20 protein-coding genes are annotated in these 20,072 nt (G+C 65.5%); 10 read left to right on the plus strand and 10 right to left on the minus strand.

What is annotated here, in order from left to right; genetic code table 11:
* Positions 1-18: 18 nt before the first annotated feature.
* The 4 genes from ATF69_RS13235 to amaB form a co-directional block, all read right to left on the minus strand.
* Positions 19-1,245, minus strand: a complete 1,227-nt coding sequence (locus ATF69_RS13235; protein WP_146871259.1) for a pyridoxal phosphate-dependent aminotransferase — start codon at positions 1,243-1,245, stop codon at positions 19-21.
* Positions 1,242-2,159: an amino acid ABC transporter substrate-binding protein gene (locus ATF69_RS13240; RefSeq protein ID WP_146871260.1), complete on the minus strand. Its 918-nt coding sequence runs from the start codon at positions 2,157-2,159 to the stop codon at positions 1,242-1,244. The genes ATF69_RS13235 and ATF69_RS13240 overlap by 4 nt, the downstream gene beginning before the upstream one ends.
* Positions 2,160-2,233: 74 nt before the next feature.
* Complete coding sequence (locus tag ATF69_RS13245) at positions 2,234-3,430, minus strand: NAD(P)/FAD-dependent oxidoreductase (RefSeq protein ID WP_146871261.1); 1,197 nt, start codon at positions 3,428-3,430, stop codon at positions 2,234-2,236.
* Positions 3,431-3,453: 23 nt separating this feature from the next.
* A complete protein-coding gene (gene amaB / locus ATF69_RS13250) occupies positions 3,454-4,989 on the minus strand; it encodes an L-piperidine-6-carboxylate dehydrogenase (protein WP_146871262.1) in 1,536 nt (511 codons plus the stop codon).
* A 256-nt stretch (positions 4,990-5,245) separates the two neighbouring features.
* Here amaB and ATF69_RS13255 point away from each other — a divergent pair, with 256 nt between their 5' ends.
* Positions 5,246-6,151: a LysR family transcriptional regulator gene (locus ATF69_RS13255; RefSeq protein WP_208758727.1), complete on the plus strand. Its 906-nt coding sequence runs from the start codon at positions 5,246-5,248 to the stop codon at positions 6,149-6,151.
* An 85-nt stretch (positions 6,152-6,236) separates the two neighbouring features.
* Positions 6,237-6,926, plus strand: coding sequence for a DUF4336 domain-containing protein (locus ATF69_RS13260; RefSeq protein ID WP_099729667.1), 690 nt, complete (start codon positions 6,237-6,239; stop codon positions 6,924-6,926).
* A 68-nt stretch (positions 6,927-6,994) separates the two neighbouring features.
* Here the strand turns inward: ATF69_RS13260 and ATF69_RS13265 are convergent, their stop codons facing one another.
* The 3 genes from ATF69_RS13265 to ATF69_RS13275 all read right to left on the minus strand — a co-directional run bounded on the left by ATF69_RS13265 (position 6,995) and on the right by ATF69_RS13275 (position 9,488).
* Positions 6,995-7,663, minus strand: a complete 669-nt coding sequence (locus ATF69_RS13265) for a hypothetical protein (protein WP_143227248.1) — start codon at positions 7,661-7,663, stop codon at positions 6,995-6,997.
* Positions 7,664-7,695: 32 nt separating this feature from the next.
* The gene (locus ATF69_RS13270; RefSeq protein ID WP_146871263.1) at positions 7,696-8,358 is read right to left on the minus strand and encodes a CPBP family intramembrane glutamic endopeptidase; all 663 of its coding nucleotides are present in this window, start codon (positions 8,356-8,358) and stop codon (positions 7,696-7,698) included.
* A 275-nt stretch (positions 8,359-8,633) separates the two neighbouring features.
* Positions 8,634-9,488 carry an IclR family transcriptional regulator gene (locus ATF69_RS13275; RefSeq protein WP_056061269.1) on the minus strand — a complete coding sequence of 285 codons (855 nt, stop codon included), beginning with the start codon at positions 9,486-9,488 and terminating at the stop codon, positions 8,634-8,636.
* A 285-nt stretch (positions 9,489-9,773) separates the two neighbouring features.
* On the opposite strand from ATF69_RS13275, the gene ATF69_RS13280 reads away from it, so the two are divergent.
* From ATF69_RS13280 to ATF69_RS13315, 8 genes are all read left to right on the plus strand, one after another.
* Positions 9,774-10,883 carry an ABC transporter ATP-binding protein gene (locus ATF69_RS13280; protein ID WP_146871264.1) on the plus strand — a complete coding sequence of 370 codons (1,110 nt, stop codon included), beginning with the start codon at positions 9,774-9,776 and terminating at the stop codon, positions 10,881-10,883.
* Complete coding sequence (locus tag ATF69_RS13285; protein ID WP_146871265.1) at positions 10,880-11,752, plus strand: ABC transporter permease; 873 nt, start codon at positions 10,880-10,882, stop codon at positions 11,750-11,752. The genes ATF69_RS13280 and ATF69_RS13285 overlap by 4 nt, the downstream gene beginning before the upstream one ends.
* A 4-nt stretch (positions 11,753-11,756) precedes the next feature.
* A complete protein-coding gene (locus tag ATF69_RS13290) occupies positions 11,757-12,551 on the plus strand; it encodes an ABC transporter permease (protein WP_146871266.1) in 795 nt (264 codons plus the stop codon).
* A 15-nt stretch (positions 12,552-12,566) separates the two neighbouring features.
* Positions 12,567-12,863, plus strand: a complete 297-nt coding sequence (locus ATF69_RS13295) for a (2Fe-2S)-binding protein (protein ID WP_233574535.1) — start codon at positions 12,567-12,569, stop codon at positions 12,861-12,863.
* Positions 12,860-14,248, plus strand: coding sequence for an FAD/NAD(P)-dependent oxidoreductase (locus tag ATF69_RS13300; RefSeq protein ID WP_146871267.1), 1,389 nt, complete (start codon positions 12,860-12,862; stop codon positions 14,246-14,248). The genes ATF69_RS13295 and ATF69_RS13300 overlap by 4 nt, the downstream gene beginning before the upstream one ends.
* Positions 14,245-15,402 (plus strand): NAD(P)/FAD-dependent oxidoreductase, encoded by a 1,158-nt coding sequence (locus tag ATF69_RS13305; RefSeq protein ID WP_146871268.1) that lies wholly within the window; start codon positions 14,245-14,247, stop codon positions 15,400-15,402. Before ATF69_RS13300 ends, ATF69_RS13305 begins: the two co-directional genes overlap by 4 nt.
* Positions 15,403-15,452: 50 nt before the next feature.
* Positions 15,453-16,523: an ABC transporter substrate-binding protein gene (locus ATF69_RS13310; protein WP_056061247.1), complete on the plus strand. Its 1,071-nt coding sequence runs from the start codon at positions 15,453-15,455 to the stop codon at positions 16,521-16,523.
* A 193-nt stretch (positions 16,524-16,716) separates the two neighbouring features.
* Positions 16,717-17,700 (plus strand): c-type cytochrome, encoded by a 984-nt coding sequence (locus tag ATF69_RS13315; RefSeq protein ID WP_056061245.1) that lies wholly within the window; start codon positions 16,717-16,719, stop codon positions 17,698-17,700.
* A 132-nt stretch (positions 17,701-17,832) separates the two neighbouring features.
* Here ATF69_RS13315 and ATF69_RS13320 read toward each other — a convergent pair whose 3' ends face one another.
* From ATF69_RS13320 to ATF69_RS13330, 3 genes are all read right to left on the minus strand, one after another.
* Positions 17,833-18,522: a cupredoxin domain-containing protein gene (locus ATF69_RS13320; protein ID WP_056747530.1), complete on the minus strand. Its 690-nt coding sequence runs from the start codon at positions 18,520-18,522 to the stop codon at positions 17,833-17,835.
* 79 nt (positions 18,523-18,601) lie between these two features.
* Positions 18,602-19,069, minus strand: coding sequence for a group I truncated hemoglobin (locus tag ATF69_RS13325; protein ID WP_056061238.1), 468 nt, complete (start codon positions 19,067-19,069; stop codon positions 18,602-18,604).
* Positions 19,070-19,079: 10 nt separating this feature from the next.
* Positions 19,080-20,012, minus strand: a complete 933-nt coding sequence (locus ATF69_RS13330) for a DUF3034 family protein (RefSeq protein WP_146871269.1) — start codon at positions 20,010-20,012, stop codon at positions 19,080-19,082.
* Positions 20,013-20,072: the final 60 nt, after the last annotated feature.

Below are 20,072 nucleotides of genomic sequence, written 5' to 3' on the forward strand. Positions count from 1 at the left end.
CGGTATCGGATCAAAAATTCAGAACAGGGCCTGGCATGCGCGCTGGATGCGTGCGCAGGCCTCTTGCAAATCGGCGGTAGAGGCGGCGTACGAGATGCGGAAGTATGGCGCCAGCCCCAGCACCCCGCCAGGCACCACGGCGACATGGTGTTCGCGCAGAAGGTAGGCGCAGAAGTCGGCATCGGTGCGCAGCAGCATGCCGCCCGGCGTGGTGCGGCCCAGCACACCTTCGCAGCTGGCAAAGGTGTAGAACGCGCCCTCCGGCACACGGCAGCGCAGGCCGGGCGATGCATTGAGTGCGGCCACCACCAGGTCACGCCGGTCCTGGAACGCTTGGCAGCGCTCGCGCACCACGTCTTGCGGCCCCGTCAGCGCCGCCACGGCAGCCGCCTGGCTGATGGACGACGGGCAGGACGTGGCCTGGCTCTGCACCACGGCCATGGCTGCAATCAGTGCCTTGGGGCCTGCGCCGTAGCCCAGGCGCCAGCCCGTCATGGCATACGACTTGGAGACACCGTTCACCGTCAGCGTGCGATCGCGCAGCGAGGGCAGCACGGCGGCGGGCGTGGCAAAAGCGCGGCCGTCGTACAGGATGTGTTCGTAGATGTCGTCCGCCAGCAGCCACACCTGCGGGTGGCGCTCCACCACTTCCAGCACGGGCAGCAGCTGCTCGGCACTGTAGGCGGCCCCGCTGGGGTTGGAGGGCGAGTTGATGAACACCCAGCGCGTGCGCGGCGTGATGGCCGCCTCCAGCTGCTCGGGCGTGATACGAAAGCCGTTGGCCTCGGTGCAGGGCACCACCACGGGTACACCGCCTGCAATCAGCACCATGTCGGCATACGAGGTCCAGTACGGCGCGGGCAGGATCACCTCGTCGCCAGGGTTCACCGAGGCCATCAGCGCGTTGTAGAGGATCTGCTTGGCACCCGCGCCTGCGGTGATCTCGTTGAGCTGAAAGTCCAGCCCGTTGTCGTGCTTGAACTTGTGCTGGATGGCGGCTTTCAGCTCAGCCGTGCCGTCCAGCACCGTGTAGTGCGTCTCCCCCCGCGCCATGGCCTGCTGCGCGGCCTCCAGGATGTGCGCGGGCGTGTTGAAGTCGGGCTCGCCCAGGCCCAGCACGATCACGGGCTGGCCCTGGCGCTTGAGCTGGTTGGCCTCTTGCGTCAGGCGCACGATTTCCGAGACGCCGATGGCGCCGAGGCGGTCGGCCGCGCGGAAGGCCGTGGCGGGGATGGGAGCGTTCATTGCTGGTAAGTCTCCAGGGGCTTGTCGTTGGGGGTGGCGAACAGCTGGCGCAGCGTGGTGCCCAGTGGAAGGTTCAGGCTCATGTTCTTGGGCGGGATGGGGTTTACAAACCACTTGGTGTAGATCTTTTCCATCTCGCCGCTTTGCATCAGCTTGGTCAGCACACCATCCACCGCAGCCTTGAAGGTCGGGTCGTCCTTGCGGAACAGCAGTGCAATCGGCTCGGCGCCCAAGGGCTCGCCCACGATGCGGTAGGCCGAGGGGTCTTTGGAGTTGGCAATCATCCCGGCCAGCAGGTTGTCATCGAGCACAAAAGCGTCGGCGCGGCCTGTTTCGAGCAGCAAGAAGCTCTCATGGTGGTCCTTGCCCAGCACAGTCTTGATGGGCGCGCCACCCAGCGCGCGCTCTTGCTTGCGCAGCAGCTGCACGGCGGTGGTGCCGGTGGATGCCGCAATGGTGCGGCCTGCGAGCTGGCTGATGGACTTCAGGTCCGAATCCTTGCGCACCGCCATGCGTACTTCGCTCACGTAGGTGGTCACCGCAAACGCTACCTGCTGCTGGCGCGCAGTGTTGTTGGTGGTGGGGCCGCAGCCGATGTCCAGCGTGCCGTTTTGCACCAGCGGCAGGGTGTTTTGCGCCGTCACAGCCATGTATTCGAGCTTGGCGTCGGGCGCGATCTCCTTGAGCACGCGCTCGCACAGCTCGACGTGGTAGCCCACGTATTTTTCATTCGCGCCCAGCGCATAGGCCATGGGCGGCGAGGTCTCGCGCACGCCCAGCACGGCCTTGCCGCTGGCCTTGATCTTCTCCAGCGTGGGCTGGGTGACCGTCTGCGCCTGCGCGGGGGCGGTGGCCATGCAGGCCAGGGCCAAGCCTGCAGCGATCGCAGTGAAGGTCTTGCGGGAAATTGCCATGTCGTTGTCTCCGTATGTTTTGTGGTTGGCGGGTTGAGAAAGGGGTGAGGAAAAACTGGCGGTACCGATGGTGCTCAGATCACGTTCTTTTCGAGCAGTGGTGCGTTGCGTGCAATGCGCTCGATGGACAGCGGCGACAGGTCCAGGCTTTGGTAGCTGCCCGTAAGCAACAGCTCGGCCACGCCTCGGCCCACGGCAGGGCACTGCTGCAGCCCGTGACCCGAAAAGCCGTTGGCAAACACCAGGTTGTCGCACGCCGGGTGCAGGCCCACGATGGCGTTGTGGTCAAAGGTGTTCATCTCGTAGTAGCCCGCCCAGGCGCCCTGCATGCGCAGCGCTTCAAAGCCAGGAATGCGATCGGCCAGCGTGGGCCAGATGAGGTTGTCAAACGCGTCGTACTCGGGCTCGAGCGGGGCAAAGTCGGCGTCGTTGTCCGCATCGGGCGCAAAGCCACAGATGAAGCCTTTGCCCTCGGGCCGCAGCCAGATGCCACTGGTGTCGATGAGCAGTGGGCAGCCCAGCAGCGCTGCCGGGCTGGCGAGGTTGAAGACCGTGCGGCGCTTGCCCAGAACGGGCAAATCAATTCCGGCCCAGCCCGCAATGGCTGCCGCCCAGGGGCCACCGGCGTTCACAGCGTAGCGGCAAGGCAGCACGGCGCCGCTTTGCAGGCGTACTGCGTTCACATGCAACACGCCGTCGCTGGCCGCAGTGTCCAGCCCCACAGCCTCATCGGCCACATAGCGCACGCCCTGGCTCTGCGCCTTTTTGCGCAGCGCCGTCAGCAGCAGGTAGCCATCAAACCAGCCCTCGCCCGACAGGCCCAGCGAGCCCAGCGCCACATCCTGCAGTGCCAGCCACGAGAAGCGCTCGGCCAGCTGCTGCGGGCTGAGCAGCGCCACATCGGCACCGTACTGCTTTTGCAGTGCATGGTTCTCGCGCAGCGTGGCCTCGCCCGCCTGGGTGGCCAAGTACAGGTAGCCGCCTTCGTGCAAACCGATGTCGGGCACATCGCCGTTGCAGGCCAGCAGCGTGCCCACGTTGCGCAGAAAGCCGATGCCAAAGGCCGAGATCTGGATGTTGATGTCCGTCGAGAACTGCTGGCGGATGGAGCTGGCCGACAGCGCCGACGATGCACGTGCATAGGTCGGATCGCGCTCGACCACCACCACCTCGCAGTCCGGCTGCTGCAGCGTGAGAAAGTACGCAATGGCACTGCCGATGACACCACCGCCAATGATGACGATGGGGTGTGATTCCTTAGCGATCAACATGAGCAGGGCAACCAGCGCGTGGGTTACACGTCAAACGTCACGCCCTGCGCCAGCGGCAGTGCAGTGGAGTAGTTGATGGTGTTGGTCGCCCGGCGCATGTAGGCCTTCCAGCTGTCTGAGCCCGCTTCGCGCCCGCCGCCCGTTTCCTTCTCACCGCCAAACGCGCCGCCAATTTCGGCGCCGCTGGGGCCAATGTTCACGTTGGCAATGCCGCAGTCCGAGCCTGCTGCCGACATGAACAATTCGGCCTCGCGCACGTTGAGCGTGAAGATGGACGAAGACAGGCCAGCACCCACGGCGTTGTTCATGGCAATGGCTTCGTCAATGGTGCTGTAGCGCACCACGTACAGGATGGGCGCAAAGGTTTCGTGCAGCGCGGGCCCTTCATGTTTTTGCAGCTCCACCAGTGCGGGGCGCACGTAATACGCTTCGCCACCACCGATGCCTTCCACGCGGCCTCCGCCGTGCACCGTGGCACCCAGCGCACGGCTTTGCTCCAGCGCCTTTTGCATGCCGTCAAAAGCCATGCGGTCGATCAGCGGGCCCACCAGCGTGCCCGGGGTGCGCGGATCGCCCACCTGCACGTTGGCGTACACCTTGGCCAACTGGGGCACCAGTTGGTCATAAATGCTTTCGTGCACAAACAGGCGGCGCAGCGTGGTGCAGCGCTGGCCCGCCGTGCCCATAGCGGCAAAGGCAATGCCGCGCAGTGCCAGGTCCAAATCAGCCGTGGGAGCCACGATGGCCGCGTTGTTGCCGCCCAGCTCCAGAATGCCGCGCGCAAACCGCGCTGCCAGGCGCGGGCCCACGGCGCGGCCCATGGCGGTGGAGCCGGTGGCTGACAGCACGGGCACGCGGGCGTCATCCACCAGCACCTCGCCAATGTCGCGCTGGCCCACGATCAGCTCCAGCAGGCCTTCGGGTGCGTCGGTGCCAAAGCGTGCAATAGCGCGCTGTGCAATCGCATGCGTGGCCAGGGCGGTGAGCGGGGTCTTTTCCGACGGCTTCCACACCACCGAATCTCCGCACACCAGTGCCAGCGCGGCGTTCCACGACCACACGGCCACAGGGAAGTTGAAGGCCGAGATCACGCCGCACACGCCCAGCGGGTGCCACGTTTCCATCATGCGATGGCCGGGGCGCTCGGTGGCAATCGTCAGGCCGTACAGCTGGCGCGACAGGCCCACGGCAAAGTCGCAGATGTCGATCATCTCCTGCACCTCGCCCAAGCCTTCGGACGGGATCTTGCCCGCCTCGATGGTCACCAGCAGCCCGAGGTCGGCCTTGGCGGCACGGAGCTCTTCGCCCAGCAGGCGCACCAGCTCGCCCCGGCGCGGCGCGGGCACATTGCGCCACGCCAAAAAGGCCGCATGCGCGCGGCCGATGGCGGCCGTGGCATCGGCCGCGCTTTGCTGCGGCACCTGGGCCAGCACCTCGCCCGTGATGGGCGAGCGCGCCGCCAGCGTGCCGCCCGTGTACGCAGCGCGGGGCACGCCCAGGCGTTGCAGCAGTTGATCGACTTCGGACACAAGGGGGGTGGCGGCAGGGGTGGCAGACATGGCGGCTCGCAAAGGTGAGTGGAGGCGAATAGAAGGAAGCAGCGTGGGAGAAAACGCGCGATCAATGCGCCAATATCCGCCAATCGCGCCGTGCTGGATAGCAAAAAAATGGAACTACTTGATCACAAATCAGCATGAAGTGCCTGAAAATTGCAGAGCTACCAACGCTTGATGTACTAGCGCCACAGTCCAAAACCACGCACAACCTGACAGAGCTGCTCATTCCCCCTGCGCATGATTGACCCCATTTGCCACCATGACCCTGCTGCGCCGCGCCTTCCTTCCCTCCACTGCCGACCTGCTGGCCTTTGAGGCTGCTGCCCGGCACCAAAGCGTGTCACGCGCGGCCGAAGAGCTGCACCTCACCCAAAGTGCCGTGTCGCGCCAGATCCGCCAGTTGGAGGAGCAGATCGGCACCGCCCTCTTCCACCGTGTGCGCCAGCGTGTGGTGCTGACGGATGCAGGCCGCGTCTACGCAGCCGACGTGCAAAACGTGCTGCAGCAACTGTCGGCCAGCACACAAAAAGCCATGGCGTTTTCCAGCACCGACGGCCTGCTCAACCTGGCCGTGCTGCCCACGCTGGGCACACGCTGGCTCATCCCGCGCTTAGGACGCTTCATGGCGCTGCACCCCGAGGCCATGGTCAACTTCTCGGCCCGCACCGAGCCGTTTGACTTTGCAGGCACACCGTTCGACGCAGCGATCCACTTCGGCACCCCGCACTGGGCGGGCGCCGTGTGCGAATACCTGATGCATGAAGAAACCGTGCCCGTGTGCAGCCCCACCTACCGCGACCGCCAACACATCCACACCCCGCAAGACCTAACCCGTGTGGTGCTGCTGCAGCAAAGCACCCGCCCCACGCAGTGGGCCGAATGGTTTGAGCTGGTGGGCGCCCCCACCGCCCTGGCCCTGCGCGGCCCCCAGTCCGAACACTTCGCCATGATTGCGCAGGCTGCTGTGTCGCACCTGGGCGCGGCGCTACTGCCGCGCTTTTTGATCGAGCAGGAGCTGGCAGCCGGGAGCCTGGTGGAGCTGTCAGACCATGTGCTGACCAGCACCGATGCGTATTACCTTGTGTACCCGGAAGCGCGGGCGCAGACGCCGCTGGTGAAGGCGTTCAGGAATTGGGTGGTGGGGGAGTGCGCAGTGCAGAGGTAGGGGAAAGGATGACGGCGGCAGCGACCACCAGCATGTCGAATTCGTTCAAGACGCCGCACCCGGGGCCAGGGCACCATCCCGCGTCATGCAACTTGAATCCCTCGACACCCATCTCTGGCACGCCACCCACGCCTTCAAGGCCAACGGACTTCCCATCACCACGCGCATGACGGTGGTGCGGCTGCCAGGAGAGCAGCTTCTCGTCCACTCACCAATTCCAATGCCCCCAGGCAGTTCACTGCTGGAGCAGCTGCAGGCACTTGGCACGGTGGCTTTCATCGTGGCACCGAACAAGATGCACCACCTGTTTCTGGCGCCTTGCACCCAGACCTTTCCGAACGCCAGGGTGTATGGCCCCAAAGGACTGGGCCAGAAGCGGCCAGACCTGGCAGCCAGGAGACTGCGCGAACTGCCCGCAGCCGATGTGCCCGAATGGCTGCCAGACCTGGAGCACCTGGCTTTTGAGGGCATTCCTGCAGGCAATGAGTCGGTATGGTTCCACCGACCTTCGGCCACGCTCATCGTGACGGACCTGCTGCAGTGGATGGCGGGGGACCTGCCTTGGTCCACGCGTGCCTATGCCACGCTGACCGGGGTGCGGCGCCAACTGGCCGTCCCGCTCACTGTGCGCGCGCTGGTGCGTGACCGTCGTGCCGCAGCCCGCAGTGCAGAGCGCGTATTACGCTGGCCCTTTGAGCGGGTCGTGACGGCCCACAACCAGGTGCTGGACAACCATGCCTACGCACAGGTCAAACAGGCGCTCGCAGTGCTCTGACCGAAACAATCACCCCATCATCTGCGGAACGCCGTGGGCCTCACCGCCGCGCCACCACCCCGTACCCCTCAAAGATGTCGGAGCACATACCCCAACCCGGTATTGGCCAAAAGCCCCACCAGCACCAGCCCACCGGCCACCCCGGCCGCGTGTACCTTGCCGAGGGCTGCGCGCTCGCGCACCCAGTGCCATTCGGCGATACAAAACCACAGCAGCGCCAGCAGAAACAGCCCCACGCCGACAGCAGACAGCACCCCGCCCACCAGGGCCAGCGACGTGCTGATCGACACGGCCAGCGCAAAGGGTGCGACCAGGTAGCACTGCTCGTAAAACGGGTTGCGCAGGTTGAGACGGTGAATGGGTTGGCGGCTATGGCGCAGATACCACACAGCCCCGGCCAGCGACCAGATGCCAAAAGCCATGGCGCGATACAGCAGCAGGTTCTCCTCGGACTTCAGCAACGCGCCCGCGAGCGTGCCCATCGCAGGCGCTGCCTGCTTGCGCAGAGCCAGATCGAGCACATGAGCCACCAGCACGCACAGGATGAGCAAAAGCGGCGGGCTGATCGCATCGCCGTAGCGGTCATCGCCTTCGCGGTCTTGCTCCGCCTGCACATAAGTGACCATCTGGCGCGGGCGCCGCACGATGCGCCACAAGGTCTTGGGCAACAACACCAGCCAGATCAGGGCTTCATACACAAAGTCTTCAAACGACTTGAGGATTTTGAGAAAGTCCACAAACAACTCCTTGAGGCCTTGGGCCCATCCAGTCAGGGGCCCATGCTGCGTGAAAAGGCCAGCGCAAAGGCCATGATCGCCCAGTCGTTAGCGATGTGAGCGATGGTGCTGGCCCACAGATTGCGGGTGTAGAGAAATACCGCAGTCAGCACCAGGCGCGCGGTGCCGATGACCAGCAAGGCCTGGCCGACATGCCATTGGTAGGTGGGCAGGTGCAGCGCACCAAACAGCAACGCCGTGGCCACCCACGCCACAGCAATTGCCCAGCGGGCAGGCATGCCGACGCGGTGCAGCAAGGCGACGGTGGCCAGCAGCGGGAGAATAGTGACCAGCTCCTCACCCAGCAATTGCACAGCCACCAGCGCAAACAGCGCTACCAGTTGTGCAGATGTCAGGCCCGCAACGGCATCCACACTGGCGTTGGCACTGAGGTGCGACATGCCAAGCCCATACACAGCCACCAGCCCAGACAAGCCCAACACCAGTGGCACGGCAGCCAATGCCAACGCCACGTCGCGCCAGCGGGGGCGTCTGAACAGGGCAACCCAGTCTGGGCCCACGGCGACGCGCAATCCTGCCCACTGCACGCCCACAAACAGCACTGCTGCCAACGCCCCGGTCCACGGGCTCGGGTCCCAGCCCGGCATCGTCAACAACAACACGAAAGCGAGGGCACTAGCGACGCACAACGTCATGCAGCCGTTGGTGGACAGAGATACGGGATGGCCAAAACAGTAGGGCAAGTCCGGCTTAGCTGATAAGGAGGTTGGTGCGGGTGATGTATGCGGCAAGGTGGTTCCATGGGTATGCGCTGCATCCCTCCCAAAGGATGCGGCTCTGGCCCTAGGTTACCTGTGGATCAAGAAGACGGCCATGGGCCGCTGGGGCCTGCCCCTCACCGAATCTCGCATAGAAGAGGTGCGACTCGCAGTACCACACCCCAGGCCCCCCAGGCCGAGATTCAGGCCGCCTACTTCTGCTCCTGTCCCGCGGGCTGAATGGCCTGGTCGGGGCGCACGCTCGACAGGCTTTGTGCCGGCCGCCGCAGCGTCACATCAAACGGATTGATCTTGGGCCCCACTGCCAAAGCTTCGCGCTTGAGCAGTTCCACCACGGTGGGCAGCCGGTCGTCATTGAGCCGCGCAGAAATGGTGCCCACGCTCAGCGCCGCCACCGCGCGCCCTTCGCGGTCCAGAATGGGTACGGCCACGCCAGCCATGCCTTCCAGCAACCCAGTATTGCGGCCCGCATAGCCCAGTTGGCGCACACGCTCGATTTCGGTGCGCAGATAGACCTCGTCAAACACGCCGTATTCGCGAACACGCGACAGGTTGAAGCGGATGACCTCTTCGCGCTCTGCCTCGGGCAAAAACGCCAGGATGGCCAGTGCGCCCTGCCCCACGCCCAGCGCCACGCGGCCACCAATGTCGCCGGTGAACGAGCGGATGGGGAACGGGCCTTCGCTGCGGTCTAGACACACGGCATCGAACCCGCTGCGCACCAAGAGAAAGATGCTGTCGCCCAGGCTTGCGCACAGGCGCAGCAGCGCGGGGCGGCACAGGGTGCGCAGGTCGCCTGGGTTGCCCGCTTTGGCGGCCAGGGCGAAGAAGTCCATGCTCAGGCGGTAGAGCTTGCTGCGCTCGTCCTGCTCGACCATGCCCTCTGCCACCAGCGATTGCAGCAAACGGTGCGTGGTGCCTTGCGTCAGGCCCACGGCACGCGCCAATTGGGTGACTCGCCCGCCCTCGGCCTGCACGGCCGACAGGGCCCGGATGACGGCAAACACTCGGGGTACGCCGCCGGTGGCGGTGGATGCGGCTTCCATACCTCGCTCCTGTGGAATTCGTTGATCAAACTGAAGGCATCATATTTCATTGAACGGAATAAATTCAATAAAAATTCTGATTAATGGAATACCCGAAGCATTCTGGTTTGTTTATTGCAATAGATTCAATTGAATCGAGCGGTTGTTCCATCCTTTGTGCGGCACTTGCACCACCCCGGTGCAAGCACACCAAAGGCCCGCAGCCCATCCATGCAACTCCACAGCAGGTGACACGCACAGCCCCGAGGCAACCCGTGCGATGCCACCACCGGAAAGGCTTTCGCCATGTCGTTTCTCAAGCTCACGGATGTGACCAAGTTCTATGGCAGCACCTGCGCGGTGCAGTCCATGAACCTCACGGTGCAAAAGGGTGAATTTGTGTCGTTGCTGGGCCCGTCGGGCTGCGGCAAGACGACCACGCTGCAGATGGTGGCGGGGTTCGAGGCTGTGACCAGCGGGCGCATCGAGCTCGATGGCAAGGACATCACCCGCGCCAAGGCCAACACGCGCGGGCTGGGCATCGTGTTCCAGAGCTATGCGCTGTTCCCGCACATGACGGTGGCGGCCAACGTGAGCTTTGGGCTGGAGATGCGCAAGGTGCCCAAGGCCGAGCGCGCCGAGCGCGTGGCCCAGGCGCTGGCCCTGGTGCACCTGGAAAAGCATGCCACGCGCTACCCGCGTGAGCTGTCCGGCGGCCAGCGCCAGCGGGTGGCACTGGCACGCGCGCTGGTGATCGAGCCGCCCGTGCTGCTGCTGGACGAGCCCCTGTCCAACCTCGACGCCAAGCTGCGTGAGGAGATGCAGTTTGAGCTGCGGCAGATTCAGCGCAAGGTGGGCACCACCACCATCATGGTCACGCACGACCAGAGCGAGGCCATGTCCATCAGCGACCGCGTGGTGGTGATGGAGGCCGGCCGCGCCACGCAGATCGACCACCCGCACCGCGTGTACGAGCACCCGCGCACGCGCTTCATCTCCACCTTTGTGGGCAAGGCCAACCTGCTGCCCGGTCAGGTGACGCATGCCAATGGCACGCAGACGCAGGTGAAGGTGAGCGCCCTCACGATGGAGGTGGACGGTGCCCGCTACCGCCCCGGCGCCGCCGTGCTGCTGAGCGTGCGGCCTGAAAAAGTGCAACTGGTGCCCGCCGTGCAGGGCCGGATGGATGGTCAGGTGTGCGAGCGGTTCTTCCTGGGCAGCCAGTGGCTGTACCGTGTGGGCACCCCCGTGGGCGACCTGATGGTGCTGGTGCCCAATGACGGCCGCGCTGCGCTGGCCGAGGGCGAGCGCACGGGCGTGGACTGGCCCGACCACTGCATGCGCCTGCTGCCCGCCGATGAAACCGCCATGGCCGAGCTGGAGGCCGAAGACGCCGCCGCCGAGGTGGCGCCATGAGCCTGGCCACCACCTTGCTGCACAAAAAGGCCGCGCCCTGGTGGCTGTCGGGCCCGGCGCTGCTGCTGTTCACGGTGCTGCTGCTGGTGCCATTGGCCCTGACTGCCGTGCTGTCGTTCAACGCGTTTGACCCGGCCACAGGGGTGAAGGCAGGCGAGTTCACGCTGGAGCACTACGCCCATGTGTTCACCGATTCGTACTACCACACGATCTTCTGGCGCACGTTCTGGATTGCGGGGCTGGTCACGCTGATCTGCGTGCTGATCGGCGCACCCGAGGCCTACATCCTGAGCCGCATGGGCAACCCGTGGCGCTCCATCCTGCTGCTGGTGGTGCTCGCGCCGCTGCTGGTGTCGGTGGTGGTGCGGGCTTTTGGCTGGAGCATGCTGCTGGGCCCCGAGGGGCTGGTGAATGGCGCGCTGCAACTCGTTGGCATCGGCCCGGTGAAGATGCTCTACACCGAGATCGCGGTGGTCATCGCCCTGGTGCATGTGATGCTGCCCTTCATGGTGATCCCCGTGTGGACCTCGCTGCAGAAGCTGGACCCCGGTGTGGAAAACGCGGCGCTGTCGCTGCAGGCCTCGCCTTTCACCACGCTGCGGCGCATTGTGTTGCCGCAGGTGCTGCCTGGCATCCTGTCCGGCAGCCTCATCGTGTTCGGCCTGGCGGCCAGCTCGTTTGCCATTCCCGGCCTGCTGGGCGGGCGGCGGCTGAAGATGGTGGCCACGGTGGTGTACGACGAGTACCTGCACGAGCTGAACTGGCCCCTGGGCGCCGCCATTGCGCTGACGCTGCTGGTGGCCAACCTCGTGGTCATGCTGAGCTACAACCGCTTGGTTGAAGGCCGCTACAAGAAAGCGTTGGGCTGAAACTATGCAGAAGAACGGACCTTTAGCCCTCGCGTTCAACACGCTGGTCATCATCTTCATGCTCGCCCCCTTGCTGGTGGTGTGCATCGTGGCGTTCACGCCGCACAACACGCTGACGCTGCCCACCACCGAGTTCTCGCTGCGCTGGTTCAAGGCGGTGTTCGAGCATTCGGACTTTGTGCAGTCGTTCTGGAACAGCCTGTGGTTGGCGCTGGCATCGGCCACGCTAGCCACGGTGCTGGCCGTGCCAGCGGGCATTGCCATCACGCGCTACGAATTTGCGGGGCGCGGCTTTTTGAACGGCCTTTTTCTGTCGCCACTGATCATTCCGCATCTGGTGCTGGGCGTGGCCCTGCTGCGCCTGTTTGCGCTGCTGGGCGGTACGGGCAGCTTTGGCTGGCTGGTGTTTGCGCATGCGCTCATCGTCACGCCTTACACCTTGCGGCTGGTGGTGGCTGCGCTGGTGGGGTTTGACCGCAGTGCCGAGCATGCAGCCCTGTCGCTGGGCGCCAGCCAGGCCACAGTGTTCGCGCGCATCACGCTGCCGATGATCCTGCCCGGCGTGACGGGCGGGTGGATGCTGGCTTTCATCAACAGCTTTGACGAGGTGACCATGTCGATCTTTGTCACCTCGCCCAGCACGGTGACGCTGCCGGTGCGCATGTACATGTACGCCACCGAGTCGATTGACCCGCTGATGGCTGCGGTGTCGGCACTGATGGTGGCCCTGACGGCCTGCGCGATGGTGATTCTCGACCGGGTGTACGGCCTGGACCGCGTGCTCGTAGGGCGCAAATAAATGGGCACGACTTCCATGACTGTGAACACAGCCCTGCTCCACCGCGTGGCCGAAAAAGACCGCGCGCCCGTGCCCTTCGTGCTCGATGGCGAACCCGCCACCGCGCTTGAAGGCGACACGGTGCTCACGGCCATCCTCACCCACCGCGCCCAATTGCGCCGCAACGAGTTCAGCCACGAGCCGCGCGCAGGCTTTTGCCTGATGGGCGCGTGCCAGGACTGCTGGGTGATGACGGCTACCGGCGAACGCCTACGGTCTTGCGCCACCTTCATCCAGACGGGCATGCAGCTGACTACCGGAGGGGCCGCATGACCGCCCCCATCTTGCAACCCGTGATCGTGGGCGCAGGCCCTGCGGGCATTCGTGCTGCGCAAACGCTGGTGGCGCATGGCGTGCGGCCTGTGGTGATTGACGAGTCTGCACGCAGCGGTGGGCAGATTTACCGCCGCCCGCCCGCCCACTTTGCCCGCAGCGCACAAACGCTGTACGGCACCGAGGCATCACGCGCCACGGCGCTGCACAGCACCTTTGATGGGCTGCGCGCGCACATCGACAACCAACCTGACAGCCTGGTGTGGAACGCCCAGGGCGGCCAGCTCGATGTGCTGCACAGCCCCACACAGACCACGCGCACGGTGCCCTACGGCCAGATCATCGTGGCCAGCGGCGCCACCGACCGCGTGCTGCCCGTGCCGGGCTGGACGCTGCCTGGCGTGTACACGCTGGGGGGAGCGCAGGTGGCGCTCAAGTTCCAGGGCTGCACCATCGGCCGCAACGTGGTGCTGATGGGCACCGGGCCGCTGCTGTACCTGGTGGCGTATCAATATGCCAAGGCTGGCGTGAAGGTGGCTGCAGTGCTAGACACCGCCCGATTTGCCGACCAACTGGCCGCCCTGCCCGGCATGCTGACGCAGCCAGCCGTGCTGGCCAAAGGGATGTACTACGTGGGCTGGCTGCGCGCGCACGGCGTGGCGGTGCACACCGGCGTGCGGCCCGTGCGCGTGGAAGGCGACACGCGGGCGAACGCCGTGGTGTGGAGCGACGGCCAGACAGAGCACACCGTGCCCTGCGATGCCGTGGGCTTTGGTTACGCCCTGCGGTCCGAGACCCAGCTGGCCGACCTGCTGGGCTGCCGCTTTGCCTGGGCCCCGATGCACCGCGCCCACCTGCCCGAGCGCGACAGCGCAGGGCGCACCAGCGTGGCCGGCGTGTACCTGGCGGGCGATGGCGCAGGCATCATGGGCGCCGATGCGGCCGAGTGGGCGGGCGAGCGCGCTGCGCTGGCGCTGCTGGCAGACCATGGAGTGAAGGTGGACGCAGCACGCGCCGCAGAGCTGGAACGCAAGCTGACGAAGCTGATGCCGTTTCGCCAAGGGCTGGAGCGCGCGTTTCCCTTCCCCACCGATTGGGCGACCCACGCACCCGATGCGCTGGTGGTGTGCCGCTGCGAGAACATCACAGCCGGCGAGCTGCGCGCCTGTGCCCGCGACGCGGGCGCAGACGAGATGAACCGTCTTAAAGCCCTGACCCGCGTGGGCATGGGCCGCTGCCAAGGCCGCATGTGCGGTGTGGCCGCTGCAGAAATTCTGGCCCACGCCACAGGCAAGCCGATTGACACGGTAGGACGGCTGCGCGGACAGGCGCCGATCAAGCCGATTCCCATCCACCTGCAACGCCAGGCGGAGGCCAGCGCATGACCGCCACCCCAACGATTGACACCGACGTCGCCATTGTGGGCGGCGGCATCATGGGCGCATCGGCCGCACTGGCACTGCGCCGCAAAGGTGTGGCGGTGGTGCTGCTGGAGCGCGACCTGTGCGGCTCGCGCTCCAGCGGCGTGAACTACGGCGGCGTGCGCCGCCAGGGCCGTCCTGTGAGTCAGCTGCCGCTGGCGCAGCGCGCTCACCAGGTGTGGGCCGACCTGCCCGCGCTGATTGGCACCGATGGCGAATACCAGCGCAGCGGGCACTTCAAGATCGGGCGCAGCGAGGCGGACATGGCTTCGCTGGAAGCCTATGCCCACTTGAGCCGCGATTTTGACCTGGGCATCCAGCTCATCTCGGGCACCACGCTGCGCGAGCGCTGCCCCTGGCTGGGCGGGCGCGCCGTGGGTGGCTCGCTGTGCCCCGATGACGGCCAGGCCAACCCGCGCTTGGTGTCGCCCGCATTTGCACTGGCTGCACGGCGTGCAGGTGCGCAGATTCTGGAACGCACACCGATGACCTCGGTGGAGCACGACGGGCAGCTGTTCACCGTGCGCTCGGGCACCACCGTGGCAGTGCGTGCGCCCGTGCTCATCAACTGCGCTGGTGCCTGGGCCGGTGCGCTGGCCGCGCAGTTTGGCGAGGCCGTGCCCATTCACTCCGGCCATCCGGCCATGGCGGTGACCGAGCCCCTGCCCTTTTTCATGCACTGGAGCCTGGGTGTGGAGGGCGGCGGCATCTACTGCCGACAGGTGGCGCGCGGCAATCTGGTGCTGGGCGGCGGCGCAGGTGTGGCGCTGGATGCCGACCGCGCCCGCTCCGAGCGCAGCGCCATCGCGACCCTGGCAGTGCAGGCGGTGGAGCTGCTGCCCGCCCTCAAGAGCGCGCACTTCATTCGCACCTGGAGCGGCACCGAAGGCTATCTGCCTGACCGCCAGCCGGTGCTGGGCAAGAGCCACACCACGCCTGGCCTGATCCATGGCTTTGGCTTTGCGGGTGCGGGCTTTCAGATTGGCCCCGGCGTGGGCGAGGTGCTGGCCGAGCTGGCCCGCGATGGCCGCAGCACCACGCCGATTGATGCCTTTGCGATTGAGCGATTTCACCCAACGACGGTGGCTGACGTGGCCAGCACTGCCGCTGCCCACTGACCCCGTTTGCCACCGACAAAACTCCCCTCCCCACCAGAAAGGAAACCACCATGACCTTCTCCCCCCGCTTTGCCAGCCGCACCCGCCGCGCCCTTGTGACGGCCGCTGCACTGACCGCCGTGGCCGCCGCAGGCACCGCCACCGCGCAGACCAAAACGCTGTACATCGGCATGAATGGCGGCACGATGGAGAAGGCGTACACGCAGTACGTGTTCCCGGCGTTTGAAAAGCTGCATGGCGTGAAGGTGGTGGTGGTGCCTGGCACGTCCTCGGACATCCTGGCCAAGGCCCAGGCCAACAAGGACAAGCCGCAGATGCACGTGATGTTTCTGGACGACGGCATCATGGTGCGTGCCATGGGCATGGGCCTGTGCGAAAAGCAAAAGCCCAACCCGCACCTGAACGACATCTACCCCGCCGCGCGCTTCAAGGACGACCTGGCCAGCGGCGTGAGCCTGGGCATGACCGGCATCGCCTACAACACCAAGATGTTTGCCGAAAAGGGCTGGGCCGCGCCTACGTCGTGGATGGACTTTGCCGACCCCAAGTACAAGGGCAAGGTGGTGTTCCAGTCCATGCCGTCGTCGTCGTTCGGGCTGCACGGCTTTTTGATGTTCAACCGCATACAGGGTGGCAACGACAAGAACGTGGAGCCAGGCTTCAACAACTGGGCCAAGACCATCGGCCCCAACGTGCTGGAGTACATCCCCAGCTCGGCCAAGATTTCAGAGATGGTGCAGACGGGCGAAGCGGCGATCTTCCCGCTCACGCCGACCAGTGTGGCGGCCTTGAAGGCCAAGGGCATTCCGGTGGAATACGCACAGCCCAAGGAGGGCTCGGTAGTGCTGATGACCGGCCAATGCGTGGTCGCCAAGAACAGCGAACCCGAACTGGCGCAAAAGCTGGCCGAGTTTCTGCTGAGCCCGCTGGCACAGGCCAACGTGCTGCAGTTTGGCGCGCAGATTCCCACCAACCCCAAGGCGCCTGCCGTGGGTGAAGGTGCCGCCCAGGTCGCGCAGATCAGCCAGTGGATGAAAAACGCCGTGACGCTGGACTGGGACAGCGTGAACGCCAACCGCCCTGCGTGGAACGCGCGCTGGAACAAGACTATCGAGCGCTGAGAGGATATGGAGCGCGTGTGAACAGGCTACACCTGCTCACACTGGCGGGCCGTTTGTGACAAATGTCACCGGCCCCGCCATACCCTGCGGTGGTGGGGTGCCACAAACCGCTTCTTCGACTTCAGAATCCGGCGCCTGGGCATGCTGATTCGTTCAGCCCGTCCGCCACCATTCGAAGAAGAGGGATACCACCATGAAACGCTGGATCAAATGGACCGCAGGCAGCGCGCTGCTGCTGGGCGTGATCGTTGTCGCCACCGCCGCCAGCGGCCTGTACCTGGCCGAGCAAAAACGCAACCGCTACATCGACATCAAACCCCGCCCCGTGGCCTACACCACCGATGCGCAGACCATCGAACGTGGGCGCTATCTGTATGCATCGCGTGGCTGCACCGACTGCCATGGCGCACAAGGCACGGGCCGCGAGTTCGTCAACGATGGCAAGGGCACGCGCATCGTAGGGCCCAACATCACGCCGGCTGGCGTGGTGGCGCGCTACCAGCCCGAGGACTGGAACAGCGTGATCCGCCACGGCGTCAAGCCCAATGGCCGCCCGGTGCTGGTCATGCCCAGCGAGGACTACAACCGCTTCACCAACGAAGACCTGAACGCCCTGGCGTCGTATGTGCGCCAGTTCCCCCCCAAGGAGGGCACGCAGGCCGTGATCGATCTGCCGCACCCTGCCTGGGTGCTGTATGGGCTGGGTGCGATTCCCGACGCGGCCTCGCGCATTGACCACCAGCTGGCCCCCTCGCGGCCGACGGCTGCCGGAGTGACGCTGGCCAACGGCCAGTACGTGGCCAACATGTGCATCGGCTGCCATGGTGCCGACCTGTCTGGCGGCAAAATCCCCGGCGGCCCGCCTGACTGGCCTGCGGCGGCAGACATCCGCCCTGGCACACACAGTGCCGACAGCGCCCTGACACGCTACCCCAACGCCGCAAGCTTTGTGGCCATGCTGCGCACAGGCAAGCGGCCTGACGGCACACCCATCCAGGTGATGCCCTTCGAGTCGCTGGGTCAGTTGAGCGATGTGGATGCGCAGGCGCTGTACCTGTACCTGAACGCACCCCCTGGCAGCGTGAAGCAGGACGTGGGCAGTGCAACGGCCGGCAGCCAAAAGAGCAGCGCCAACACCGTGCCCTCCGGACCGGGCGGGCTCAAGCTGCCAGGTTGATGGGAGCCTGTGGACGACCCAGCAGGGGGATGCCCGCAGAAACTCAGACGAAAGAGCGGGCGACGGACCACGCACTCAAAAATCGCTGCCCTGCTGACCCGCCCCCTTTGGACCACCCGCTGTGGTGGCGGGTCAGCTGCCCGGGTGCTGATGTGCCTGGGGAGGCGAGACGGGCGCCTGGCTGTAAGACCCCATGGGCCCACCGGGGCTGTTGGTAGGGCCGGTGGGCGCAGCCGGCGGTGCGCGGCGCACCCGTGGCACCACGCTGAGCTGCACGGTATCCAGCACCGGGCCGGGCACCACATTCAGCGCCTTGCGCGGCAGGTCCACCAGTTGCTCGGCGTGCCACACGCGCACCTGTGCGGCGCCATCCGGCACGCTGGCAAATCGGGCAATGCCATCGTTGTCGGTCTTGAGTGTCCAGGCCGAATCGGTCACAAACACGTGGCCGCGCATGGAACCGTGCAGGTGGCAGCCCAGCAGCACCACGCCAGGGGTGTCGAGTTTGACGTCCGCAAAGTTGGCGGGCTTGCCGTCGGCCTTGCCGGCCAGGCGCAGCTCAAAATTGGAACCAGGCGCAGCAGGGGCCGCTGCAGCGGCTACGCCTGTAGGGTTGCCGCGCACATGGTGATCCCAGCGGTCCTGGTTGGTAAAACGCACGGTGGTGCCGGGCATCACCACGGTGACGGCAGGCACAAAACGCATGCGCTCCTGCTCAATGGTGGGGCTGGGCTGCAGCAGGCTGGGGGCCGCGCCCGCAGTGGCCCCGGGGTACACCACCACCACGGCGTCGGGCACCGGCTTGCCCTCGCGGTCCAGCACCTGAATTTGAACATTTCCGGCCCAAGCGCTAGTGAATATTGCGCTAGCAGCTATTAAAAATATAGCATTTTTCATTGTCTTACCGCTTGGTGATCACGTCACGGTGCATGGGCGCCAACAACGCCAGCAGGCGGTTTTGTTGAGCGAACGGTATGCCCTGGGCATCCATGGCGCTTTGCAGCACCTCCACCAGAGCGTTGAAGTGGCCCTTGTTGATGTCCATGTCGGCATGGGCCGATTTCATGTCAGCGCCTTCATATTTGCAAGGGCCCCCGCTCAACTGGCAAAACTGGTCGGTCAGGCTCTCCTTGAGGGCGGCTGGTTTGGTGTCCTTGAAGTGGCTGCCGATGCGTGGGTCCTTGACCACACGGTTCACAAAATCGTCCACCAGGCGGGTGATGCCAGGCTTTTCGCCCAGGGCCTGGTACAGGCCGGCAGGGGCTGCAGTGTTCGCCACCGGAGCCGCAGCGGTCTGCGCAAAGGCCGGGGCAGCCAGCAAGCCGCTCAGGGCGATGGCCAGGGCGATGAGGTTTTTGGAGTGGGTCATGAAAATCTCCTCAGAAAGCGACTTGGGCCGACAGGTAGTAGCCCGTCTGGCGGCGGTTTTGGGTGATGCCGGGCACGATGCGGCCCAGGTCCACATAGGCCAGCGTGAGCGATACGTTCTTGCTGGGCGCCCAGGCCACGAAGATGTCCTTCCAGTCGTCTTCGCGCAGCGCAGCGCCCAGGCCGGCCGCAGCGCCCAGCGCCTGCAGGTTGTTGGGCTTGAAGCGGTATTCGGCGCCCACCGCCAGGTTCTTGTTGATCAGGTACGCCACCGAGAACTCGGGCTGCAGGCTGCGGCTGTTCTTGCCAGGCGCGGCCGAGCCAAAGCCCAGCAGGCCGTTCTGGTTGGCGTTGGTGTAGCGCAGCGTGCCGTTGACCAGCACGCTTTGCGCCAGCAGCAGCTTGGTGGCGCTCACGTACACATCGGTGCCGCTGGTTTTGGTGCCCAGAAAGTCCAGCACCGACCTGATGGAGCCCGGGTGCACCTGCTTGTGCTCCAGCCCCACCGCAATCTGGGGCATCCAGCTGTCGCTGTTGAGCACCGCGTCGCCCGCCACCTTGAGCTTGATGCCGAGCACATCCATCTTGATGTGCTGGCCGGGTGTCACGCCAAACGGCGCAATGCCGTTGAGCGCGATCGCGGGCGAGGCATCAAAGTCCTGGCGCGCCAGCGACAGCTCCAGGCGGTCGTGCAGGCCCAGGGCCACGCCATAGCCGTTCAGGCTGTAATCCTGGGTCGCAGCACGGGTGGCATAGGCGCTGACACCCACCTCGCCCTCGGTGGCATTGCTGCCAATCACTGCCCAGGGGGTCAGCCCGCCGCCCGCCGATCCGGCGATGGTGCTGACACCACCGGTGAGCAGCAGCTTGCCGGTATCGGCCTGGGCCGCACTGCAGGCCAGTGCAACGCCAGCCAGCACGGCGATGGAAAGGGGACTCTTCATGGGGCGCTCCTCGTGTTTGTAAATAATTGCTACGACAGCGTCATTACGCACACGGGCGAC

It is taken from the genome of Acidovorax delafieldii (assembly GCF_007993815.1).
Classification (GTDB): domain Bacteria; phylum Pseudomonadota; class Gammaproteobacteria; order Burkholderiales; family Burkholderiaceae_C; genus Acidovorax; species Acidovorax delafieldii.

Bases quoted from the DNA above. Each gene is read 5' to 3' on its own strand.
- ATF69_RS13245 (WP_146871261.1), bottom strand. From the start codon at position 3,430: ATGTTGATCGCTAAGGAATCACACCCCATCGTCATCATTGGCGGTGGT.
- ATF69_RS13295 (WP_233574535.1), top strand. From the start codon at position 12,567: ATGACTGTGAACACAGCCCTGCTCCACCGCGTGGCCGAAAAAGACCGC.
- ATF69_RS13285 (WP_146871265.1), top strand. From the start codon at position 10,880: ATGAGCCTGGCCACCACCTTGCTGCACAAAAAGGCCGCGCCCTGGTGG.
- ATF69_RS13290 (WP_146871266.1), top strand. From the start codon at position 11,757: ATGCAGAAGAACGGACCTTTAGCCCTCGCGTTCAACACGCTGGTCATC.
- ATF69_RS13330 (WP_146871269.1), bottom strand. From the start codon at position 20,012: ATGAAGAGTCCCCTTTCCATCGCCGTGCTGGCTGGCGTTGCACTGGCC.
- ATF69_RS13255 (WP_208758727.1), top strand. From the start codon at position 5,246: ATGACCCTGCTGCGCCGCGCCTTCCTTCCCTCCACTGCCGACCTGCTG.
- ATF69_RS13280 (WP_146871264.1), top strand. From the start codon at position 9,774: ATGTCGTTTCTCAAGCTCACGGATGTGACCAAGTTCTATGGCAGCACC.
- ATF69_RS13310 (WP_056061247.1), top strand. From the start codon at position 15,453: ATGACCTTCTCCCCCCGCTTTGCCAGCCGCACCCGCCGCGCCCTTGTG.
- ATF69_RS13270 (WP_146871263.1), bottom strand. From the start codon at position 8,358: ATGACGTTGTGCGTCGCTAGTGCCCTCGCTTTCGTGTTGTTGTTGACG.
- ATF69_RS13325 (WP_056061238.1), bottom strand. From the start codon at position 19,069: ATGACCCACTCCAAAAACCTCATCGCCCTGGCCATCGCCCTGAGCGGC.
- ATF69_RS13275 (WP_056061269.1), bottom strand. From the start codon at position 9,488: ATGGAAGCCGCATCCACCGCCACCGGCGGCGTACCCCGAGTGTTTGCC.
- ATF69_RS13235 (WP_146871259.1), bottom strand. From the start codon at position 1,245: ATGAACGCTCCCATCCCCGCCACGGCCTTCCGCGCGGCCGACCGCCTC.
- ATF69_RS13260 (WP_099729667.1), top strand. From the start codon at position 6,237: ATGCAACTTGAATCCCTCGACACCCATCTCTGGCACGCCACCCACGCC.
- ATF69_RS13315 (WP_056061245.1), top strand. From the start codon at position 16,717: ATGAAACGCTGGATCAAATGGACCGCAGGCAGCGCGCTGCTGCTGGGC.
- ATF69_RS13300 (WP_146871267.1), top strand. From the start codon at position 12,860: ATGACCGCCCCCATCTTGCAACCCGTGATCGTGGGCGCAGGCCCTGCG.
- amaB (WP_146871262.1), bottom strand. From the start codon at position 4,989: ATGTCTGCCACCCCTGCCGCCACCCCCCTTGTGTCCGAAGTCGATCAA.
- ATF69_RS13305 (WP_146871268.1), top strand. From the start codon at position 14,245: ATGACCGCCACCCCAACGATTGACACCGACGTCGCCATTGTGGGCGGC.
- ATF69_RS13240 (WP_146871260.1), bottom strand. From the start codon at position 2,159: ATGGCAATTTCCCGCAAGACCTTCACTGCGATCGCTGCAGGCTTGGCC.